This window comes from Pseudovibrio sp. Ad26 (genome assembly GCF_001623285.1).
Classification (GTDB): Bacteria; Pseudomonadota; Alphaproteobacteria; order Rhizobiales; family Stappiaceae; genus Pseudovibrio; species Pseudovibrio ascidiaceicola.
On sequence record NZ_LMCE01000088.1, the window covers coordinates 448,062 to 468,854 of the forward strand.

A 20,793-nucleotide genomic window follows, 5' to 3' on the forward strand; every position below is an offset into this window, starting at 1 on the left:
ACCTGCGGCATCCACCTGATCAAACACAAAGAATAAGATCAACATCCAATCAAGCTACGTGAAAGACTGTTGAACGCTACCTTACGACGAACTGTCATCGCCAGAACTTGCAGTCTGCTTTGCAAGGGCTGCTTTCAGGGCAGACAGAACGCCGTCTGTGAGGAGCATGAAAGCATAAGCATAACCAGGCCTCCTCTTATGCTCACTCAACCGAGGAAGCTGCGTATATAGGCGTTGCAGCAAGTGATACCGATTCTCGATTTTCGCAATCAACTCATGCAAATCAATAGGCGAGTAAGAAGCCACCTCAAAGGTTGTTAGCCCGATGCGATTTTCATCAGAGAACGTAAGGCTAGGCTTCTCATAGGCAAACCAGCGCGACAGATCAAATTGCGCGCTGTACTTGAGATACAGGTGGTCAGCCTCCTTCAGGCGATTGACCGTTCGGGCCGCCCGTTGCTCATACTCAAATCGATGGTCTTGAGAGAGCACTCTCGTCCGCGCCAGTTCGGTCCCATATTGCAACGCAATCTGGCGATCCACAGACATCTTGCCAGCACCAAGCGGTTTGACGCTCTCTATCTTTCGTGCAGATGTCAGCAAGCCAGCCGTAAACGACAGCTCGCGATACAGGATCCCTACATCACCGGAAATCTTGGAGAATTTCTCCGCTTGCATCGGACCGGCAAGCTCAACAACTCCGTTCTCATCCTCACCCAGGTCATAGGGCAGATGTAGATAACCGGAAGTCGCAATCATGACACATCACTGTCTCGTGCAGCAGACTTTTTCTGCGCCTCCAATGCAAACGCAAGCCGCTTGGAATACTCGATGAGCTCAGGAACAGGCCGCACCTTCATCAGTTGATAAAAGCGTACCAGCTCCACAGTCGCCTCATCCAGCTCCCGCGACCACAAACAATGCTCAGCAAACCTGAGGGCGACGGCTGGATGCGCCTCATCAAGAAGTTTGGCTTTGCGAAGCGACCTCTTGACGTCATCCCCGCCAAGTGGCCAGTTTGCATGGCTCAACGCCAACCCAAGCCAATACTCAACATTGTTTGGATTAAGCAGACAGAGAACTTTAAACTGCTCCTCTGCTGACGCTTTTTGCTGCAAGTGCAGAGCCTGATAGGCAAACTGATAAAGAACCTTCTCAAGCTTCCCATCAGCCTTCAAGGCACCTGAGAGGCCCTGTCTGGATTTGATAGCCTCAATCACAGCCTGAGCACTTACATCACCGCCGCCGAGCGCTTGAAAAACAGCATCAAGATTGACATCTGTCTCCACTGGCTGATCTGCAGAGGCGGCAGAAGCCGGAGTATTGTCTGTAACAGGTGCGAGTGGCATCGTTTATCCCCGGCCTCAAAACTCGGTAAGTGCAGTATGTGGAGCTCAGGCGTTGTTCAGCCCGGTCAATAGCTTTTGAGCCGCCTGATGAATCTCAGCATCCTTGCGGTCCTTGGCATATTTCAAAGTGTCTTCAAGGTCTTCCCTAGCCTCAGTGATGTGGCCCAAAGCAAGACAAGCAACGCCAGAGAAGTAATATGGACGCGGATTGGTCGGGTCGAGCACCATTGCAGCGGAAGCTGCCTGCACAGCAAGTGTGTACTGCTGCAACTGCACTGCACAGTTCGCCAGCCCAAGCTGCACATCCACATTGATCGGCTCAAGCAGAACAAGCCCAGTGTAGATCTCCAGCGCCTTCTCAGTCCGCCCTGTATCCATCAAGCCCTTGGCCATCACCAGACCCGGATTGATGTCATCTTTCATAAGCCCCAGACTACGGCCAATTGCACCTTTTGCGATTGCCTTGATGTCTTGTTCTGGAGAGTTGCCCAGTTCTGAAACGAGCTCAGTCATATCGTGCCTCTTTACGGCTTAAGAATATAAGAATGTTTGAGAGCGGCAGCGCGGCATTAAAGGTGAAACACCATGGCGCCATCCAGCTCATCAGAAAGAGAGGTTTGCGCAGCACCCAGCAACGGATTGCCCTGATAACCACCTGTGTCAGCTGAAACCAGCGGCTGATAAAGGCTCACAACAGACAAGAGCTCCTCAACCAGTCCAGTCAGCTTCTCCAGCTCTGTGTACCCGCGAAAGCTCACCGAAAGCACAAGCTCTTCTGCACCATCATCAGCCTTGCGTAAAACCGCCAGCGTTCTGAACTGCGACAGGCAGGCCAGATTTAAATGCAGGATATCTTCAATCTGTCGGCCTCTGGTTCCCACTGTTTCACTCAGTGAGCCAATAACCGTCGTGACTTCAATACCACCACCATCAAGGGCATCAGAAAACACGAGTTGGACACCGTCAACATTCATCGAAGCGGTGTTCTGCTCGGAGAAAATCGGAGCACCTAATCCCAGCTTTCGCCAGAGCTTATCCAAGCACCCTGAAAAGTTTAAGGAGAACACGAGAAATCCTCTCTGACATGCGCAAGATCAGCAATCAGTCGCCAAACGCGAAAAAACAGGTGTGCGTTGAGGGTAATAAACGCACACCTGCTTTTGTGGCTTAACCGCGAGTAATCGCAGCCGCCCGTTCGTTTTCGATTTCGCGAGACTCTTTCAGGAACTGAATGATCGCACGGATGATATCGTCCAGAGCTTTCTGGATAGATTCAGCCTGATCATTTTCCTTACGAACCTCTTCAGCAGCTGCTGCCAGCTCCTGAGAAATCGCTTCATCTTCTTTTGCATTTGCCTGAGTGAACGCACTCGCACCCTGAGAGGTCGTGTTACCCAAAGTGTTAGCAACACCACCAATCGTCGCGATGGACTGCGCACGAGATCCGGATGCACTTGCGACAGCATCAAAACCTTTCGCTTGCGCGCGGTAGTCACCGGCACGCTGCGAATAGAAGTCATTCAGCTTGCCACCCTTGCCCGGCCCGACATCAGCAGCTTTCGCATCCATCTTGCCAGCCTGTGAGTTGGCATTTGCAGAGTTTTTCGCTGCACCCAAGCCTTTTGCAGCACTACCAATCGCAACTGCTGACATCACAATGGAGACAGCAGAAGAAACAACAGTCACAACAAGACTGATAATCGCACCTGTACGGGTCTCTTCAGCAGCATCGCGGCTCTTCCCTGCCTGAGCGTGCATCTGCGTCTTCACAGTCTCACGTGCAATCAAACGGGACTCGAGCTCGTTATTGCGCTGATTGACTGCAGACTTATAAAGAGCCTGCGCAATCAGACGAGACAGGTTGCCCGTGGTGTCGACTTTGTCGAGAGAACCAATCGCAACAGTCGCCGCTTCCAGACGCCCAAGCGCCTCATCCGTTGTCGCCTTGTCAAAATTCGCACTTGCAGCAAACTGCGGCAAGGACACGAGTGACAGGAATGTTCCGTGATGCTCTGGTGGCAAAGTTGCCAGACGCGCTTCTACGCTCTGCTGGAACTCAGTTGCCCGCTCTTCAGAAACGGCAAGTTTGCCGTCCTGAAAGAAACTGGGCGGCAGATAATCTCGATTGTAACTGGCACCTACGGTTGCTGACATAAATACCTCCTTTTAACCTGCAAACTTTGTTCTACCCAGCGTATCAGCACGCTCATTCATGGAACTCACGGTTCCATCCAACGCATCAGCGAACTGTTCGCCTGCTTTGGTCAGGATGGAGAGCAGCTGATCGATGATCTGACTGAGCAACTGGATAAACGCATCAAGGTCAGTGGCATCTGCCTGCAGTTCCTTGGACTGCGCAACATCCTGGCTAGCTGTGTAAGAAACAGCACCCGCTGCAATCGAACCGGCACTACTACCGATCTGAATGATCGCGGAAGTGATGGAAGAGATCGCCTGGATCATCGCGCCAACACTGCCTGCCTGAGCACCCGGAATAAAGAAGGACGCAGCAGCCAGAGTGATACCGACAACGGCTGCAACCACTTTCATGGCAATATCAACCTTCATGACGGTTTCTTCATCCGCACCAGCGGCCACAGCAATGTGTCCGGCGATACTTTGGCCAGTCGCGGCCTGCACCGTGGCATCAATGGCCATGGCAAGCTGCACCACGCCGGCAGCAATCATAAACGCCCCGACAACCTGAAGCCCTGGAATAACCGCCAAAATTGTACCGGCCACAATGGAGATTGCCGCAGCAACCCACTGAAATGCCAGAGAGATCTTCTGCCAGATACTGAGACCTTTTTGCTTCTTCTCAGCTTCTTCCTGCTTGCGGATAGACTCTTCAAGCTTGATCGCCTTATCCTGCAAAGCACCTTTCTGCTTCGCTTGGGTAAGACCCACTTTGTTCTTCTCAACGGCTTCCTGAGTGCCCTGCATTTTGTCCAGAACGGACGCAACAAGCACTTCAATATCCTGGAAGCTGGAAGTGGTCAGCGGAGTGTCAGGACCAACCTGAGTAAGGCTGTTTGAAAGGCGTGTAATGTGCTGCGCAAACGCAATGGTCGCAATCATCGGCGTACCACCAACAGATGCAAGTGCTCCCGGCCCAATCTTACCTGCACCTTTTACATCACCAGCCTTGCCAGCCATTTCAGAGGTCGTATCAAAAATATCGCCCAGACTGTTGCTATTCAGACCAAGGCCCAGACCTTTAGGAAGCTCCATATCTATTCTCCATGCTTAAATAATTGAGATCAAAACTATTGTCAGACCAGTTTTTGGCGTGCGCTTTTCATCATGGTTTGCGCATACTTCTTGTCGTCATAATTTTTGACGGGATCATCAAACATGCGCAGTGCGGCTTCAAACGCGTCACCAGCTTCCTGGTATTCCTTTGCAGCCAGCAGACATTCACCAAGACGCAGATACCCCTGCGGGTTGGTCGCATCCATACTGATGAAATGCAGATAGAGCTTCACGGCCATGCGAACGTCGCCCTGAATCTGATAGGTCATCGCAAGGCCATAGGTGTACTGCTCTTCCATCGGAGCAATCTGCACCAACATAATAAAGAGCGACTTCGCCTTCTCGACCTGACCGACAGAGATGTTCCGGCGAGCCATCTCATAGACAGCTGCGAGCTCCTCCTCTGACAAACCCAGCATCTCGGATATGGAGACACCCTGCTTCATCAACTGGTAGAATTTTTCATCCTTGAAACCCAGTGAATCAAGATGCTCAACGAGCGGCTCAGCGATCTCTTTAATCGTCTCAGCAAAGAGCTCTGGTGACTGTTTGGGCATATCGAGAAGTGACATGGCGCCCTTTCTTTATCTCTGACTAATTCAGCATTTAAGAAAACAATAGAGCGCAATCAGAAGGTGTTCTGTGCCAAACAGAACACAAGAATAGGCAATACGCATTGTGCAGTGATTTTTTATGCATCACGAACATGTGAGCACAGCCAACAGGCTGATCTGCCACCAACAAAAGGCAGCTCAGTCTGAATAAGAGGAGGAAGCAAACCCTCCCCTTCGATCACAATCTGGAGTTATTGGGAGAGTTTCTGCCGGCGGTTGCCAAGATAGATATCAATCGCATCCTTAGCCTTATCAGCATCATGGAGCGTATAAAGGCAACGCGCACGAATGTAATGACGCATGGACTGCTCATCACTACGCGTATACTTACCAAACTGCTCAAGTGGATCCAGCAGGTCCAACTCCCGCAGACTTTCGAGCGCAAGGTCAAAACGGTTGAGAAGGAAAAGCAGAACCGTGCGAGCCAGAAGCACGTCTTTGGAATGATCCTCCATCACCATCATACCCTTCACCATGGTGAGCGCCTCTGCATATTTGCAGTTTTGCGTCATGATGTAGATACTGAGAAGAAGGAAATCTCGCTGCCGACTGTTGAGCGCTGTCATCAAATTTACCCCTGCAACAACATGGCAAGGGCTGCCTGCAGGTCTTCATCAAGCAACACATCACCCATCAACAGGTCTGCAACACCTTTTAGAACACGCTGCCGCTCACCCTGCTCACGCAAAGCTGCCGCAGCAAACAAACGCTGAAGCTCCTTGCGCATTTCGCTCAACTCAGTCGGCAAAAGAATGTCTGTTTCAGATAAATCCGGCAATAAAAGAGAAGGTAGGCGCTCATCCAGTGTCGGACGGTACAAGACCTCATTTAAGGGCCGCACTTCTGGCAAAAATACAGGAGCAAGTTTTTTGCCCTCTGGCAATTGAACCTGATCTTCAACCTTCCAGTTGGAAACCTCATTCACGCCAATTGTAATTGATGCAACCCGCATTCCGAATCCTGTACCCAGTCAAAATAAAACGCAGCCCTGACTTACATGCCAGAGCTGCCATCACAAAAAATCGCTTTTAAGAGAAACCACGCGCAATCTGAATGTTCAGATCAAAACTACGGCGCACAGTACCAGTCGCCTGCTCGTACGAACGGTTCTGTTCACGGTTATCCTGGTTAATATCGTTGGTCAGCAACTGAGGGTTCAGAAGCGTAACCGCATCACTCAACTGCGTTGAGAAGCGCTCCCACTGCGTCCGCTTAAAGGAGTTCTTGCTTCCACTACTATTGTTAATCATGTCATGCGTTGGCCGGGTAATATTGAATTCCTTCTCAACAGGATGTGGTTTACCTGCAGCAAGATCCTCAAACATGTATGCAACTGCCGTACTAAACTGACTGGGATTCCCAAAAGACACAGAAAGAGAGTGCTTTTCTTTATCCGCGTCCTTTCCGGTATCATCGAACTTCTTCAGTGCTTCGTTCACAATACGCTGCATTTCCGCATAGGCCTGAGACAGCTGGTTGAGCTGGGTCAGCTGCTCTGTTCTCATTGTAATGATCGCCTGCTGTTTCAAACTGGCCTGATTCTGAATGAGCGCCACCAGCGTCGGTAAATCCAACCGGGAAATTGTACCATCCGAGTTTGTGATACCACCAGCAGATAACATCTGCTGCTCAGCTTGCTTGATTGCCAGAATGCGTTGCTCTTGTTCGATAAAGACAGCATAACCACGATTAATCGACGCATTCCTATCTGGCGTAAGAACATCCCTTGAATCCCGTGCCGGATTAGCCAAATTTGGCGTCTTCACATCAAAATAAGCATGCGCCCGCTCAAAACGCTTCACAATTTCCTGCATTTCGGTAGCCAGATCTGAACGAGCATAAATTCCGGTATTAGGAACATTATCTCTCAGCATTTCCAACTGCTTGACGTAGGCTTGCTTGTCCTCATTGAACTTATCACGGTCAGAACTTGAAGTTTTGTTAGTCAACGTCTTGTTCTTAACGTCATTAATCTCTTTGTCGATCTGGGCCGTAATCACAGCGCGGCTGGCAGCAAGGTCTGTATCTGCATTTGGCAGCAGGTCCAACAACGGCGCAATTCTGGTCTTAAAGATGGAGTTATTTGCGAGTCGCTCCTGCTCCGTCTTCGAGAGCTGGAAAATACGAGATTTTGTCAACTCGTTCACGATGGTTACGCTTCGTTTATCATCGGAGCGAATTACACCAACCTGATTGGACCCTGTACCAATGACTGTGTTTCCTGACTGAATCTGCGCCTCAGTGAAATTATCGCGCAAATAACGCAGCTGAACGGCCGGATGCCAGGAGACAAATTCATGCGGTGACGGATTGCTATAGTTCGCAGGCAAGTCTTCATCAGCAACAGTATCAGCTGGATCTACCAAAACACTGGCCACATAAGCATTATACTTACTCGGGTCGGTCGCGTAGTTCGTCGTCCCTGGAATCGACAACAAAGGATTCTCAAAATCAGGATCGGCTTCCGGCAGGTTGGATAAGAAACTATCCCAAACACTGGTCTGCGTTTCTGCAGCCTGCAGCGCAGGACCTTGCTGCGCCGCCCTTTCCTGAGCACCATCACCAGCACCACCGGAGGCAGCTTTAGCTATGTCGTCATCTTTTGGAGGAGCAAGAGTATCTGGGTCTACAGTAGTAGATGAGCCTGAGCCAACACCATTAATCATTTTCATCTCCTCACATCACAAAATAAGGCGAGTACGACCCGCATTCTTTTGGGGCTTCGCAAACTGAGACCGCGCAGCACCGCTATTATTTTCGTTGTCTTTCAATCGCTTCGTGAAATGCTCAGCAATCGCGTCATACCCCTGCAAAAAGCCATCAAAGCTCTTCGAAGCAAGCAGCCCGTTAATCAAACTCAGCGCGACCGGATCTTTCTGAACGGCAGGAAGATCAAGCAACTCCTGCAAGCTCGCAACCATCTGATAAGACACATCTTGCCATTCATTTTCTGAAGGCCAGTTCTTCTCAGCGTTACAAAGGCTTAATGCATCATCCAAATAGGCACTCAACGCGCCTGCATCACCACTTACAGTGAACTGGGGAAGCAACTCTTCCTTGCTGGATCCGGTCTTCGCCATACAACATTCCCATCAAAGCACTATACGCCCTCTATAAACGGGCAGACCGGGGCACCGCTGTTCCGAACGACACACCTTCAAAATCGAAATTTAGCAATGACAGAATTAGCAAAATGGGTGAGCCCACTTGTGTCGCCCGACACAAAGCAATTTCGCTAAAAGAAGTATGAAAATGACATATTCTTATTCGTAGTATCAGCGGAGGACTTTTCAATGAGCTTAGAGGTCTTAAGATCAACGATTGCCACTCACAACGCTGAGTCGCCAGTTGGCGCTCCACTGGTTGCAGAAGCCACAGGGCAGCGCCGCGCTGAGCGCGTCATGCAGCTCAACAATCCATCCAAACTGACAGATGCTGCTGAAGAGCTAGGCCAGGCCGTGTCCTCACGCCTCGACAAAAGATCACTGGAAAGCCGTTCAATCCGACAAGGGCAAGGCGCTAACATAGAAGCAATCACACGGATTGCCGACTATTACGACAAGCTGCCTGACATGCCCTCTCAGGATAAACTGCAAGGTTTGGTTCAACGGCTACAGGACTATCAGCACAATCAGAGCACCAACGGTGATGGCTCAGGACAACTCACCCCTCAGGACGTATTCGCATTCCTGCAGCAGTTTGACGGTGACGTAACGCACCAGTATGCCGCCCTGCAGATCGCTATCGAACATTTTGAGACCACAGGAGCAAACGATGCTCTTTTGGGAGCTCTGCTCAATGCCCGCGAATACATGGAAAGCGGTGAGACTGGACGTGATGTGCGCGCAGGCTTTGCAGTCGCGGAACTTGCCCATGACAAAGCCGAGGACTTGGGAACCGATCCTGCCGTCATCCGCGAGCACTACCGCGACATGCTGCGCAGTGAAGCGAACTTCGGAATCATCTTCGATAAGTTCAATGACCTGATCGCACGCACACATTCAATGCATCACGATGTAAACGGCAATGAAAGCTCACCCCTCACCTCTTTTGATGATGTTGTGGACCTGTTTACAACCGCCGCAAGTCAGGGCTTGGAAATTGCAGATACCCAGGATGAGCCTGCTCATCTGGAAGCGGTCCTGACCGAGCTGGGCAAACTGAAGAGCCTGCGAACCGTCTATGAGGGTGTGCATGTCGCGACCAAACTGACAGGTCGCAGCTTCTCAGAGTTCACACGTGTTGTGGAAGAGCTGGGCACAGAGAAGCTGGCAAGCTCACTGTTCCATTATCTGGGCAAAGCAGTCACATCACCTGCTGACGCACAAAGTCTTGTTGCGCCACTCGCCCCTGCTGGGGCCAGCGCATCATTGAACTACACAAACAACCTGCTTGCATTGCACCGTGAGGTTCCTGACACCATCCTCACCAACGAAAACATCCGCAATCAGCAACTCGAAACATTACTGGTACTATCAGAACAGCTGACGATCCTGGAAGAAGAGCAATATCAAACAGCAACCGACGCTACGCCGGTTAATAACTTTGCTCAGCTCAGCGCTGCGTCAGCTACTGTTCACTGACCCGTCATCGCTAATGAAATAGCTGCTGCAACATGAAACCAAGGAAGAACAAAGGAGAGGATTGAATGCAGTTTTCAAGTGCCATCCAGTCAAGCCTGGAAGCGTTCGCAAACAATATGAAGATCCCCTTTTCTCCGCAGATGGATGGAAGTCTGTCTTACCTCCTTTCACAATCCGGTGAACTGACGTTTACCCCTGTTGAAGGTGGCAACAGCGTCGTTGTCAGCCTTGGTCGAACCACAACGGGTGACCAGAATTCAGCAAATGAAGCTCTTTTGAGCCGAGCTGGCTTCAAACCTGAAATTGGAACCAATCTGCATACAGGGAAATCTAAAGATGGAACGTTACATCTGGCGGTTTTATACGAAGCAGGACAACTTAGCCCTGCAAAACTCGAGCAAACGGTCGATTATCTGATAGGTGAATTGAGTTCACTATAAAAACTACAATCAGTGCATGCAGGTATACACCAGTTTCAATCTTATAATGACTCACACTTGTTCACATTACGGAGGGAAATCGTGACTTTTTCGCACTTAAAATCACAATCCCGAGGGATACAGTCAATATCCATTAAAATATAAGTTAGATGATGACAGCCAGACTTGACTCGCTTATTAGCTGTCTTAATTATAGTTTTGTCCGTGTTCTGAAGCACAATTCTTCGCAATTGTGTACGAGTGAGATTGGGGTGGAATATTGGTAGAGTATAATAAAAAAAAGACGAAGTATATTTGCTCTGCGGAGACCAGTATATCTTCATCCTCTAAAATAGCTGCACTTATTTAAGTAAGAGGACACGGTACATTTCTATGGAAAAGGCAGTATATGATGCAAGCCTGGGTAGAGGCGCATCAAGAGCTCATAATACTGGCACCTCATCCTCAGGTGAAAGCAGCTGGAAAGAAAACGCAGCATTGTTTCAAGAGCTGAATGATGAATTATGTGCATCTTTAGAGCAATCAGCAATTCGCCAAACCTACTCAAACGGCGAGAACATCTATCTTCAGGAAGATGATGCTGAATTTCTTTACATCATTGAGAGTGGACATGTTCGCTTAAGTCACTTGCGCGAAGATGGATCTACCTTCCTTTATGCCATCATCACAGCAGGCCAAAGCTTCGGCGAATTAGGTGTCTTTCAGCGATCTGTTCACGCAGATACAGCTTGCGCGTTAGGAAACGTAGTCGTTCACAAAATCAGACGCTCTGCATTTCATGTCATCAACGAGCAGAGTGCCGAGATTTGTCGCGCGCTGGCTGTAGTTGTAGCGAAACATTATCGCTCCTACATCGAATCGACACGCTGCTTGTCACTGCCAAGCCTCTCGGCTCGCCTGGCACATGCGCTACTAAGCCTGCTTGAGTCGATCGGCACCCCTGCGGGCGATAACCCAAAGGACAAGTCTGTGATCTCTGGCGCAATCGTTACACAGAGTGACCTGGGTGCAATGGCACGCGGAACACGCAGCAATATCAATCGCCGCCTGAAAGAGTGGGAGCGCGCTGGCATCATAAAAATTAAGGATCGTTCTATCACTGTGCTGAATAGGACAATGCTGGAACGGAACTTGCTCAATAATGAATCAAACTTTTAAGAAGCTGGTAAGCGTTGCAACAAAGGACTAACGCGTGCAAGACGAAAACACCAATAACGAGATGTATGTCACCGATCTGGAAGAGACTTTAAAAAGTCAGCAAGGTTCAGAACATGCCCAAAAACTCGAAAAGAAATTGGACGCTCTTTCCTCTTGGGTACGTGAAAAATCCGAGGAGCCTCAAACTGAGGTGGACTACCAACGTATTCAAACAGTGATAAACGGCATCGCTGCAGCACAGGACGTCCTGCGCAAGTTTCCAGTCCAGAATTAGAGCCGCGTAAAAGCAGGAGTTTCAAAATGGTCAGTTTTGTCACAGGTGTAGATACCCCGTATACTTCAACCGTTGAGAAAGCATTAGAAAACAAAGCTGGTATGAACGCGCTCGACATCAGCGTGCGCTTTCAGACCGAGATGGACAAGATCAATGACAAAATCATTGAAGCTCAGAACTCCAACTTGGCTGAGACCGAAAAAATGTTCACTCTGCAGCTGCTTGTGAACACTTATACCACCATGGGTCAGACACGAACCAGCATGGTGAAGGCGCACGCCGATATGGTCAAGGCCTGCGCACGTAACATTGCCTAAATCATTTTAAAAGGCTCTCTTCCGGTTGCCAAAGCGAGTGTGGAAGAGAGCCTTTGTATATTCAGGTCCATGAGACAGGTTCGGTCTTCCCGAACGCTGACAATCCATGGCATTTTCCAGTTCGCTTTTGGCAAATAGTCAATCTGGCGAACTCCAGCGCTTGTTTAGGTGGGACGGCGAATGGGTAAACTCATCCTCAAAATTCTTGTAGGCCAACAGGCTGGCGCGGAAGTCATGCTCGAGCCGGGTGAGTATACACTTGGTTCGGACAGAAACGACGATTTGCAACTGGCAGATCTGAGCGTTGCCGCAAGCCATATGCAGCTACGCCTGCAAGACAACAAAATCGAAATCTCTGCAAAGGCAGGAGATGTCCGGACAGAAAACGGTGTCTCCCTAAGTAGTGGCAATGACGAATGGGTCGAGATTGAGCCTCTTGATGTCATCAGCATTGGTGTCATCAAAATTGCACTTGGCGCCAAAAACGCTCAATGGGCAACACTAAGCAAAGCGTTGAATGCTCCCCATGAAGATGACGAGCAAACAGCAGAGAACTCTGCAGCAAACTCAATCCTTGGCGAGAATGCAAAGCACGTTGACGCGATATTTGCTCCAATTGCAAAACACCGCAAACGCATAGCTTTTGCAACAGTTGCAAGCGCCGTCGTTCTTGGTGGTTTTTACCTCGTTGGCTCAGGCAAAATATCTCCTCGCACAGCAAGTGCCCTCCCGAATGGCGGCATTGATGCAGTGCGTATCGCTCTGGCAGATCTCCCCTTTGCAGAAAGACTGAGCCTGCGTCAGGACGTGGATGATCAGATCTATCTGACAGGCTATGTCAGCGAACCTGTTCAGCGCCGGGCAATCACAGAGGCAGTAGAACGCACTGAAGTACCTGTCCGCTTGCGCGTGCGCGTCATCGAAACACTGAAAAAAGATATTGCAGGTTATCTGCAATCTCGTGGATCCAACGTAAGCTTCGCACTTGCGGATGACGGAGAGTTAACCCTGAGCGGTTCTGTTCTCGATAAAGCAAGTGCTGACCAGCTAATCGCGGACCTACGCGGGCTGAATGGCATCTCCGGCGTAACATCAAACATCAAAACTGCAGATGATTATCTTCTGGATGTGCGCAAGCTGGCCAAGCGTGCTTTGATTGATGACACCATCATCTTCCGTCTCGACGATGAAACTCTTGAAGTCAGCGGTATCATAGCAAGCCAGGACATTGATCGCTGGTCTGGCTTCTTACGCTCGTACTCCAGGCAGTACGCTACGTTTATTCCACTGCGTTCTCTCGTCAAGTTGGTACAAGAAAACGGACAGGTCGTAGATCTCAAAGCCAACTTTGATGGCGGTATTGAACCCCTGCTTGCTGCTGTTGATCCACTCACGAATGAACCGGTCGAAGAACGCCAAACCAAAGTATTGGAACTGGCGCGGGCAATCAAACAGCAAGACGGTTTTGCACCTAGCCAGCCAAATCAAAAAACTTCCAGCCGCCTCGCCAAGAGCAATGCGGCAGGACAACGCAAAACTGGCCCTGAAGCACCTGCAACACCGCTTCAAAAAGCAACTGAACGTTTGCTAAGTAGCATCGGCATTGCATCCGCTCAAGCATCAACGTCACCAACCAGTCAGCCGACAGTGTTAGAAGAAACAGATGCAGGCCAACAGACGACAAACGGAAAGCTGGAAGCAAAAAGCGAAAAGCAACAGGGCGCAATCTCTCAAAGTAAAGCAGATGTCCGGTTCCAAAACGTCGCTCTGGACGATCCTGAGCTTAACGAAGCGGCTGAAGTCGTGTTCCTTGCTTGGATGGAATCCGCTAAGGCCAAAGGCGTGATACCTGAAGAGCTGAAAAAGAACTTCCTGCCCTTGCTTGTAACGCCGCCCTCTGAGGGTCCTCTCTGCTCTGAAAATCTTTCAGTACCAGTCTCACAGATCCCTGTGACTGTACTGTGGCTCGATATCCTGAGCAGCAGCGAAAGCCTCGCTCTCACAACGTTTCCAGAGGAACGCCAGCGCTACATTTTGGAAGCTGCAGTCAATCCAGCTGCAACACGCGACTGCCTGATCAAATCAGAAAAAAGCAACAACATTGATTTGATCCCCTACTCCAACTTCATTAGAGAGAGCTTGCGAAACCCTGGTTTCATCAGCTTCCTGACGCGGGACCTCTCATCTCCGTCTCTGACTGTCACCGGAGCGAGTCTGATCGGTGAACGCTATGTTTTGAACAGCGAAAACAAACGCTACAAAATCGGCCAGTCCATCGATCAAAGCAGCCGCCTCCTTGCTGTCGGCGAGCTGGGTGCTTTGATCCGTGAGTATGAAGGATACTCTGTCGCGATATATGGCGATCAGACAGCCTGGGTCGTCCGCGAAGCAAACGCGAGGCAGTAAGCCATCGCTCAACAAACAGTAGAGCACTTACTGTACAAACATACGAAAAGCCGGGTCTCATATGAGACCCGGCTTTTTCTTAGGCCACAACGTCTACTTGACTATAAGAGCCATCATCATCCAGCACCACTTTAACGAAGTGGTTCAATCTGGAAACCCGCAGCTTGAGGGAAGATCGATGTGTTCCCGCGGCGGTCCGCTCTTGATTCAGCTGGTGGAGTGATGTTGAACATCGCCAGCAGGTTACCGGTGGTACCTTGCAGCTGATAGGTAGAGAACTTCAGAATATATTCTGCAGAAATCAGATCGATGCGGCTGTTAAACAACGCGTTTTCAGCGTTCAGCACATCCAGCAATGAGCGCTGACCAATGTTGTATTCCTGACGGTAGCCGCTCACAACACGCTGGTTGGCAGAAACGGTTTGACGCAGAGCGGAGATGCGCTCGCGTGTTGTTTGAACAGACGCCCATGCTTGCTCAACAGCTTCATCAGTTTCGCGGCGCATACGATCAACACGTGCCTGTGCTTCTGCATGCTGTTCAACCGCACGGCCACGCATCGCACTGTCATAACCGCCATTGTAAAGGTTCCATCTCAGGCGAACCATGATGCGGTAGTCATCACTACGTCCTTCATAACCATTCAGGTCATCTCCGAAATTGGCAGACCCATTCAGAGTAACCCGTGGCATGAAGGAGGAGTTGCTCTGCTCAATCGCAAAACCAGCAGCATCCGTGTCAGCCTCAGCCGACAAGATCAGCGGATTGCTCTGACGGGACATTGCAAGTGCAGAAGACAAACTCTTTGCAGCAGCTGAGTTTGCAGCAGAAACAGCACCCAGATTGCTTGGAGCAACACCAACGACGCGGCGATACTTCGCCATTGCATCCAGCAATGACTTACGCACGCTTGCTGTAATCATGCGAGTGGCGGCAACACGTTCCTGCACCTGAGCAAGATCAGCGGCACCAGTTTCACCGCCATCGTAACGTTCTTTCACTTCACGTGCGAGACGCTGGTGAAGTGCAGTGTTCTCTTTGGATTTGTTCAGAATCTTCTGATGGCGCACAACATCGACATAGGCTTCAACAGCATCAAGTGCAATCGCTTCAGAGCGTTCCAGAACACGCAGAGCAGCACCATCAACACGGGCGCTCTGGCGATAGATCTCATTCACTGAGCCGAAGCCGTCAAACAACAGCTGCTCAGCCTCAACACTCACCTGCTTGGCTGCACGCCATTGCTCAGTGGTGTTGGATTGTGCCCTGCGCAAGCGCTCCGCACCAAAAGAAGCATTCACACTCAACTTCGGCATGAACGCACTTTGAGAAGCACGCAATTCCTGATCACGCGCCCTTCTGTTTGCAGCGGACTCTACAATGTCTGGATTAGTGAGAACGGCGGCTTCAACAGCATCTCGTAAAGACGCAGAATGAGCAGACGTCACTCCCAACGCGCACATCAACAGTGCAACAGAAGTACCTCGAAAAAGCATTACCTACACCCCAATGACTTTTCTACTTTGGGCGCACTTCTATAGCGGCCAAAGACAGCGCCTCGCTTACAAAGCGAGGATTATCGGCTGATCTGGAAAATGAATATTATTAGGTAAATTCAACTAGAATATTTTATCTAGTACCTTTCCGGACAGAGTAAGTCACACCCTCAAAACGTGTAGTTGAACAAATAGAAATCACTTTTGAACAGACAATAAACTTTCATCGCAGCCACTTAAGTCAGTTAAAATTTAATTTAAATTTCAACTATTAGGGCTGGTTTTATTTCAATCCACGTCTATCCCCCCTCAATTTTCATGAAACATCCCTCACAAAAAAGAGGCGGATGCTTCGACATCCGCCTCTTTAAAATCTGCATCATTTTGCAAAACGCTTAGTTCAGCAGCAGGTTTGGAATGTACAGAGCCAGCTGCGGAATGAACGTGGTCAGCACCAGTGTCGGCAACCATGCAAAGAAGATGAACATCAACGTCGGCTTCAGCATCTTATCGACCGAGGTTTCTGTCACCTTGGATCCCAGATACAGCAGCGGAGCAGTCGGTGGCGTAATGTTCGCCATGCCCAGGTTCACACCCAAAACAGCCGCAAAGTGGATTGGATCCATACCAACGCCCTGTACGATTGGAAGCAGCAGCGGCGTTGAGAGCAGGATGCCGGAGATATCATCCATCAACATACCGATGATGATCATCACCAGATTCACCATCAGCAAGATCATGATTGGGTCTTCAGAGACGGAGTAAACAAACTCCTCTGCAATCGCCGGGATGTCTTCAAAGATCAGGAACCGGCTCACGATCAACACCATGAAGATCATCGCCATAACCACCCCAATGGTGATGCCTGAGTTCAAAATGGTTTCACGGAACGTTTTCCAGGTCAGACCACGGTAAACGTAAATCGCAACAGGGATCGCATAAACAACAGCAACACCAGCGGCTTCCGTTGGTGTCATGATGCCACCATAGATCCCGCCGAGGATGATGACAGGCATCATCAATGCAGGAAACGCTTTCAGGCCGCGACGCTTGAACTCGTAGTTGAAGTCATCTGGACGCTTTTCCAGATTGATGTCTTTATGCTTGCGCAGCATCACCTGGTTTACGATGATCAAAAGCGTAATGAGGATCAAACCGGGAATGACGGTGGAAAGGAATGCACGCAGCACGGACTGCTGTGCGACCCAGGCATACAAAATGTGAGAAGCGCTTGGTGGGATCAACAATCCAAGCGGTGCAGCACTGACGATCAGCGCAGCAGACTGTCCTTCAGGATAGTTGGCTTTGCGCAGATGCGGCATCATGATGCCACCAATGCAAGTCAGTGTCGCGTTTGCACTTCCGGAAATTGAACCGAATACACCGGACGCAAGCACTGTCGCAGCAGACAAACCACCTTTGATGTGCCCGACAAACAGCTCCGCCACGCTGACAAGAGGCGCAGCGATACGCCCTTTTTCCATAATGCCGCCAGCAATAATGAACAGCGGAATAGCCAGCAGAACCACATTGTTCATTTTCCAGTGGCCGGTTGGTAGATAACCAGCAACATCATGGCCGCCCATATAGGCAAGGAAAATAAGAATTGCGCCAAATGCTAGGTGTACGCTTACACCAAGCAGCAAAAGGCCGCATAGAATGGCAATTGACCCAACAATAATCATTGCGCTGCCCCTTGAGCTTTTATTGGTTCTTCTTCAGGGTGTACGTTTTCCGCAATTTCGCGGGGTTCCCGTTCCGGCCATTTAGGACCGTTTCGCAGCAGCAGATAAAAGTGCAGCACGGCGAACATGGTCATGAACAGGAAGCCCAGGAAAATAGCTAATCGAGGCGCAAAGAATGGAATCTTCAGCGCAACGGTCGTTTGCCACATGGGGTAGGAGGCAAGTTCTTCCTCAAGCATGAGCCAGCCCCAATACGTGACCGCACTCAAAACGCCAATTTCAATGATTTCTACAGCCACCTCACGCCACCAGATGATGCGTGGGTTTTTGATCAGAAAGCCAAGCACGTCTGCGTTGACATGCTCTTTGCGTGCTGAGGCGACAGCAGCAGCCATGAAGAACATCCAGAAACTGATGGTCATCAGCCATTCTTCATAGGCAAAAAGGTTGCCACCAAAACCATAACGGACAATCACAACCATAAAAAATGTGAGCGCCATGATTACACCGCCGGCTGTAATCATGAAGTTCATCAGTTTAATGACGCCGTTCAGCGGTTTAGCCACTGGCCTTGGAAGTTCGCTCGTCAGAATACTCATCTGATATTTGCCCTTCGTTTCTTGAAACCAAATAAGTCATAGAAAAGGCCGGCGCAGGGTATGCGCCGGCCTTGAAGAGAAGGGCTTATTGGAAGTCTTTCTTCAGACGGTCAATGGTGTCCTGACCAACAACTTCAGCCATTGCAGGCCAAACTTTTTCACGTACACGCTCAGCAAGAACTTTTTCCTGCTCAGGGGTGAAGCTCAGGACTTCATAACCAGACTCTACGAGTTTCTGCTTGAAGTTCGCATCGTTCTCTTTGTTGAACTGGAAGTACTGCTTGGAAGCTTTATCAAACGCAGCTTTCACAACAGCTTTCTGCTCATCATTCATCTTGTTCCAGGTTTTCAGAGAACCATAGAAAGAGTTGATTTCAGAGATCGCGTTGTACTCTACGAAGTACTTACCAACATTGGACTTTGCGAAGATGGTGTAAGCAGCCTGCTTGGTGCAGCACAAGGTGCCGTCAACAATACCGGACTGCATTGCAGGGAACATATCACCCCAAGCCATCGTGGTGGTGTTGTAGCCCAGAGTTTCAGCCATGTCTTTAACAACAGCAGAAGACCAGACACGGATGTTCATGCCTTTGTCGCCAAAGCCTGCATAGTCTTCAGGCTTTTTGTTCGCAACAACACCAACAAAACCTTCAGGGTTGTGATTGAACAGCTTCAGACCGAGGTTTTCAAGACGCTCATTGATGATCTTGTTGTACTCAGAATCTGGGTTCAACATCACATTTTCCAGATCATCCCAGCTGGTGAACAGGTATGGCATGGACATGATGTCGAGCACTGGATCTTTGTGGGAGTAGATGAACGCCATCACAAAGTCCACGTTACCGCGGATGGTGTCTTCAACCAGAGACTCACCGGAACCGAGCTGGCTTGCAGGGAAGACAGAAACTTTCAGGCCAACATCAGCAGCCTCAATTTCCTTTTCGATCTGCTTCAGCATTTTGGTGCCTTCGTGATCGACAGGTACCGTACCAGCGATTTTCAGACGCAGATCAGCAGCGTAAACGGAGGACGCCAGTGTCAAAGCAACTGCACTTGCTGCACCTACGCTCAATACGCGACGGAAACCCTTTGATACAGATTTAAGGCTAGGTTTGTTCATTCTTGTCTCCCTAATAACCATCCAGATACGCATCTATTGCTTATCATTGGCTCCCGGATGGCCGATTATGCCTCTCGCAACACTGGTGACTTGCGTCAAATCGTGTCACTCAAGATTTTTAGATTGCTACAGCTCAAGGGCCGCAATCAGAAACATCTTTCATTGCTCTTGATGAGCGATGTCCCTGTAAGTGCTTATCCCCTTCTGCCGAATAGATGCGAAGAACTGGCAATAAAGCGCAGTGCGTTTCACATGCATACTTTTACTAACTCGGGAAACATACTAGATATAATTCAAATGATCCATATTTTTTTCACTATTGACCATTTGTCACCTTATGAACTAGTCATATCTACTGAATTTGAAGAAATTTTGGGCGGAAAGCTCTTCAAATTATGGCAATTTAGGCAAACCAAATGGCAGCAGCAACTTTCTGCATCAAAAAAAGACACTGATATATCAATTTAATATCGGTCAAAAATCGTGAGGAATATCGAAGGTGCAGAAACACGCCGCGCAAAAATCGAGAATTTTGAGTGGCTGATACATTTGATCCATTTGCATCAAAAAATTTGAAACAATGATTCGTTTGGGAGGGGAAACTATGACGAAAAGCTATCAGGAGACGGTTGATCAACTCACGAAGGCCTATCCAAATCTAAGTAAGCAGCTCAAAAAAAGCGCGGCTTATGTCTTGGAATACCCAAGTGATGTCGCCACCCTGTCCATGCGTCAGGTTGCAGCCCGCGCAGACGTCCCTCCTCCCACAATGAACCGCCTTGCGAAGTCTCTTGAGTTCGGCACCTACAATGCCTTGCGTGATGTTTATCGCGGCGGGTTCGAGGATTTTTCCTCCAACTATCCATCCAGAGCCGGAGAGCTGCAGGCCACACATGGCACTTCAGATATTGAAGCTTCCTTGCAGAGCTTCAAAAGCGCAGCTCTTGGCAACCTGAAGCATTTATTCGACACCGTCGATCGGGATCATCTCCAACAAATAGTCTCGTCACTGGCCACCGCGCGCAACGTGGTTGTCGTGGGTATGCATGCATCCCACTCACTCGCAAATTACTTGCACTATGTTGCCTCCATGTGTTTTCGCAATTGGCGGCTCATCAATCGCAAGAATGGCGAAATCGCGGATCAGGTTGAGTACATCAATGCCGATGACGTTGTCGTCGCAATCTCCCTGAACCCGTGCGCTGCAGACACAGTACTCGTTGCAAAACGGGCCTATGAAGTGGGTGCAAAGGTTGTCGGCATCACCGATACCAGAACATCCCCGCTTGCCACTTATTCAACCGACCTCCTGCTCACACCAGTTCAAAGCCCGCATTTCTTTGAGAGTTACGTCGCCACTGCGGCACTTCTGGAAATGATCCTTGGCTTACTGGTGGCAGATAGCGGGCAGGTCGTCATCGACAACATCACAAGGCTGGAACGCTGCCGTAATGAACTCGGCGAATACTGGCCAGACCAATAAACCAATAAGAACTCGGA

23 protein-coding genes are annotated in these 20,793 nt (G+C 49.6%); 8 read left to right on the forward strand and 15 right to left on the reverse strand.

Annotated features, from left to right (window positions below):
* Nucleotides 1–81: 81 nt before the first annotated feature.
* The 11 genes from PsAD26_RS19245 to PsAD26_RS19295 all read right to left on the reverse strand — a co-directional run bounded on the left by PsAD26_RS19245 (nt 82) and on the right by PsAD26_RS19295 (nt 8,295).
* Nucleotides 82–759 carry a hypothetical protein gene (locus PsAD26_RS19245; RefSeq protein WP_063311721.1) on the reverse strand — a complete coding sequence of 226 codons (678 nt, stop codon included), beginning with the start codon at nt 757–759 and terminating at the stop codon, nt 82–84.
* Nucleotides 756–1,349: a hypothetical protein gene (locus PsAD26_RS19250; RefSeq protein WP_063311722.1), complete on the reverse strand. Its 594-nt coding sequence runs from the start codon at nt 1,347–1,349 to the stop codon at nt 756–758. The genes PsAD26_RS19245 and PsAD26_RS19250 overlap by 4 nt, the downstream gene beginning before the upstream one ends.
* Nucleotides 1,350–1,394: 45 nt before the next feature.
* Nucleotides 1,395–1,862: a tetratricopeptide repeat protein gene (locus PsAD26_RS19255; protein WP_063311723.1), complete on the reverse strand. Its 468-nt coding sequence runs from the start codon at nt 1,860–1,862 to the stop codon at nt 1,395–1,397.
* A gap of 56 nt (nt 1,863–1,918) precedes the next feature.
* Entirely contained in the window at nt 1,919–2,416 is a 498-nt protein-coding gene (locus tag PsAD26_RS19260) for a type III secretion system chaperone (RefSeq protein ID WP_208985767.1), read from the reverse strand.
* 100 nt (nt 2,417–2,516) lie between these two features.
* Nucleotides 2,517–3,503 carry a hypothetical protein gene (locus PsAD26_RS19265; protein WP_063311725.1) on the reverse strand — a complete coding sequence of 329 codons (987 nt, stop codon included), beginning with the start codon at nt 3,501–3,503 and terminating at the stop codon, nt 2,517–2,519.
* 12 nt (nt 3,504–3,515) lie between these two features.
* The gene (locus tag PsAD26_RS19270) at nt 3,516–4,580 is read right to left on the reverse strand and encodes a hypothetical protein (protein ID WP_063305257.1); all 1,065 of its coding nucleotides are present in this window, start codon (nt 4,578–4,580) and stop codon (nt 3,516–3,518) included.
* 41 nt (nt 4,581–4,621) lie between these two features.
* Entirely contained in the window at nt 4,622–5,173 is a 552-nt protein-coding gene (locus PsAD26_RS19275; RefSeq protein ID WP_063289322.1) for a hypothetical protein, read from the reverse strand.
* Nucleotides 5,174–5,406: 233 nt separating this feature from the next.
* Complete coding sequence (locus PsAD26_RS19280; protein ID WP_063311726.1) at nt 5,407–5,781, reverse strand: hypothetical protein; 375 nt, start codon at nt 5,779–5,781, stop codon at nt 5,407–5,409.
* A 5-nt stretch (nt 5,782–5,786) separates the two neighbouring features.
* A complete protein-coding gene (locus PsAD26_RS19285) occupies nt 5,787–6,167 on the reverse strand; it encodes a hypothetical protein (protein WP_063290616.1) in 381 nt (126 codons plus the stop codon).
* Nucleotides 6,168–6,243: 76 nt separating this feature from the next.
* Nucleotides 6,244–7,881, reverse strand: a complete 1,638-nt coding sequence (locus tag PsAD26_RS19290; RefSeq protein ID WP_208985768.1) for a hypothetical protein — start codon at nt 7,879–7,881, stop codon at nt 6,244–6,246.
* A gap of 15 nt (nt 7,882–7,896) precedes the next feature.
* Entirely contained in the window at nt 7,897–8,295 is a 399-nt protein-coding gene (locus tag PsAD26_RS19295; RefSeq protein WP_057463705.1) for a hypothetical protein, read from the reverse strand.
* Nucleotides 8,296–8,508: 213 nt separating this feature from the next.
* Between PsAD26_RS19295 and PsAD26_RS19300 the strand changes: the two genes are divergently transcribed.
* From PsAD26_RS19300 to PsAD26_RS19325, 6 genes are all read left to right on the forward strand, one after another.
* Entirely contained in the window at nt 8,509–9,798 is a 1,290-nt protein-coding gene (locus PsAD26_RS19300) for an HrpJ domain-containing protein (protein ID WP_063305258.1), read from the forward strand.
* 65 nt (nt 9,799–9,863) lie between these two features.
* Entirely contained in the window at nt 9,864–10,238 is a 375-nt protein-coding gene (locus tag PsAD26_RS19305; protein WP_063289327.1) for a hypothetical protein, read from the forward strand.
* A 477-nt stretch (nt 10,239–10,715) separates the two neighbouring features.
* Nucleotides 10,716–11,396 (forward strand): Crp/Fnr family transcriptional regulator, encoded by a 681-nt coding sequence (locus tag PsAD26_RS19310; RefSeq protein ID WP_244273233.1) that lies wholly within the window; start codon nt 10,716–10,718, stop codon nt 11,394–11,396.
* Nucleotides 11,397–11,430: 34 nt separating this feature from the next.
* The gene (locus PsAD26_RS19315; RefSeq protein WP_063305259.1) at nt 11,431–11,670 is read left to right on the forward strand and encodes an EscE/YscE/SsaE family type III secretion system needle protein co-chaperone; all 240 of its coding nucleotides are present in this window, start codon (nt 11,431–11,433) and stop codon (nt 11,668–11,670) included.
* 26 nt (nt 11,671–11,696) lie between these two features.
* A complete protein-coding gene (locus tag PsAD26_RS19320; RefSeq protein WP_057463700.1) occupies nt 11,697–11,987 on the forward strand; it encodes a hypothetical protein in 291 nt (96 codons plus the stop codon).
* A 180-nt stretch (nt 11,988–12,167) separates the two neighbouring features.
* Entirely contained in the window at nt 12,168–14,393 is a 2,226-nt protein-coding gene (locus PsAD26_RS19325) for an FHA domain-containing protein (protein WP_063305260.1), read from the forward strand.
* 131 nt (nt 14,394–14,524) lie between these two features.
* Here the strand turns inward: PsAD26_RS19325 and PsAD26_RS19330 are convergent, their stop codons facing one another.
* The 4 genes from PsAD26_RS19330 to dctP form a co-directional block, all read right to left on the reverse strand.
* Nucleotides 14,525–15,889 carry a TolC family outer membrane protein gene (locus PsAD26_RS19330; protein WP_063311728.1) on the reverse strand — a complete coding sequence of 455 codons (1,365 nt, stop codon included), beginning with the start codon at nt 15,887–15,889 and terminating at the stop codon, nt 14,525–14,527.
* Between the two features lie 395 nt (nt 15,890–16,284).
* Entirely contained in the window at nt 16,285–17,574 is a 1,290-nt protein-coding gene (locus PsAD26_RS19335) for a TRAP transporter large permease (protein WP_063289335.1), read from the reverse strand.
* Entirely contained in the window at nt 17,571–18,173 is a 603-nt protein-coding gene (locus tag PsAD26_RS19340) for a TRAP transporter small permease (RefSeq protein WP_057463692.1), read from the reverse strand. The genes PsAD26_RS19335 and PsAD26_RS19340 overlap by 4 nt, the downstream gene beginning before the upstream one ends.
* Before the next feature lie 85 nt (nt 18,174–18,258).
* On the reverse strand, nt 18,259–19,293 hold the full coding sequence (gene dctP / locus PsAD26_RS19345) for a TRAP transporter substrate-binding protein DctP (protein WP_063311729.1): 1,035 nt from the start codon (nt 19,291–19,293) through the stop codon (nt 18,259–18,261).
* Between the two features lie 57 nt (nt 19,294–19,350).
* On the opposite strand from dctP, the gene PsAD26_RS19350 reads away from it, so the two are divergent.
* A complete protein-coding gene (locus tag PsAD26_RS19350; RefSeq protein WP_063311730.1) occupies nt 19,351–19,761 on the forward strand; it encodes a hypothetical protein in 411 nt (136 codons plus the stop codon).
* A 136-nt stretch (nt 19,762–19,897) separates the two neighbouring features.
* On the forward strand, nt 19,898–20,776 hold the full coding sequence (locus tag PsAD26_RS19355) for a MurR/RpiR family transcriptional regulator (RefSeq protein WP_063311731.1): 879 nt from the start codon (nt 19,898–19,900) through the stop codon (nt 20,774–20,776).
* Nucleotides 20,777–20,793 lie beyond the last annotated feature (17 nt).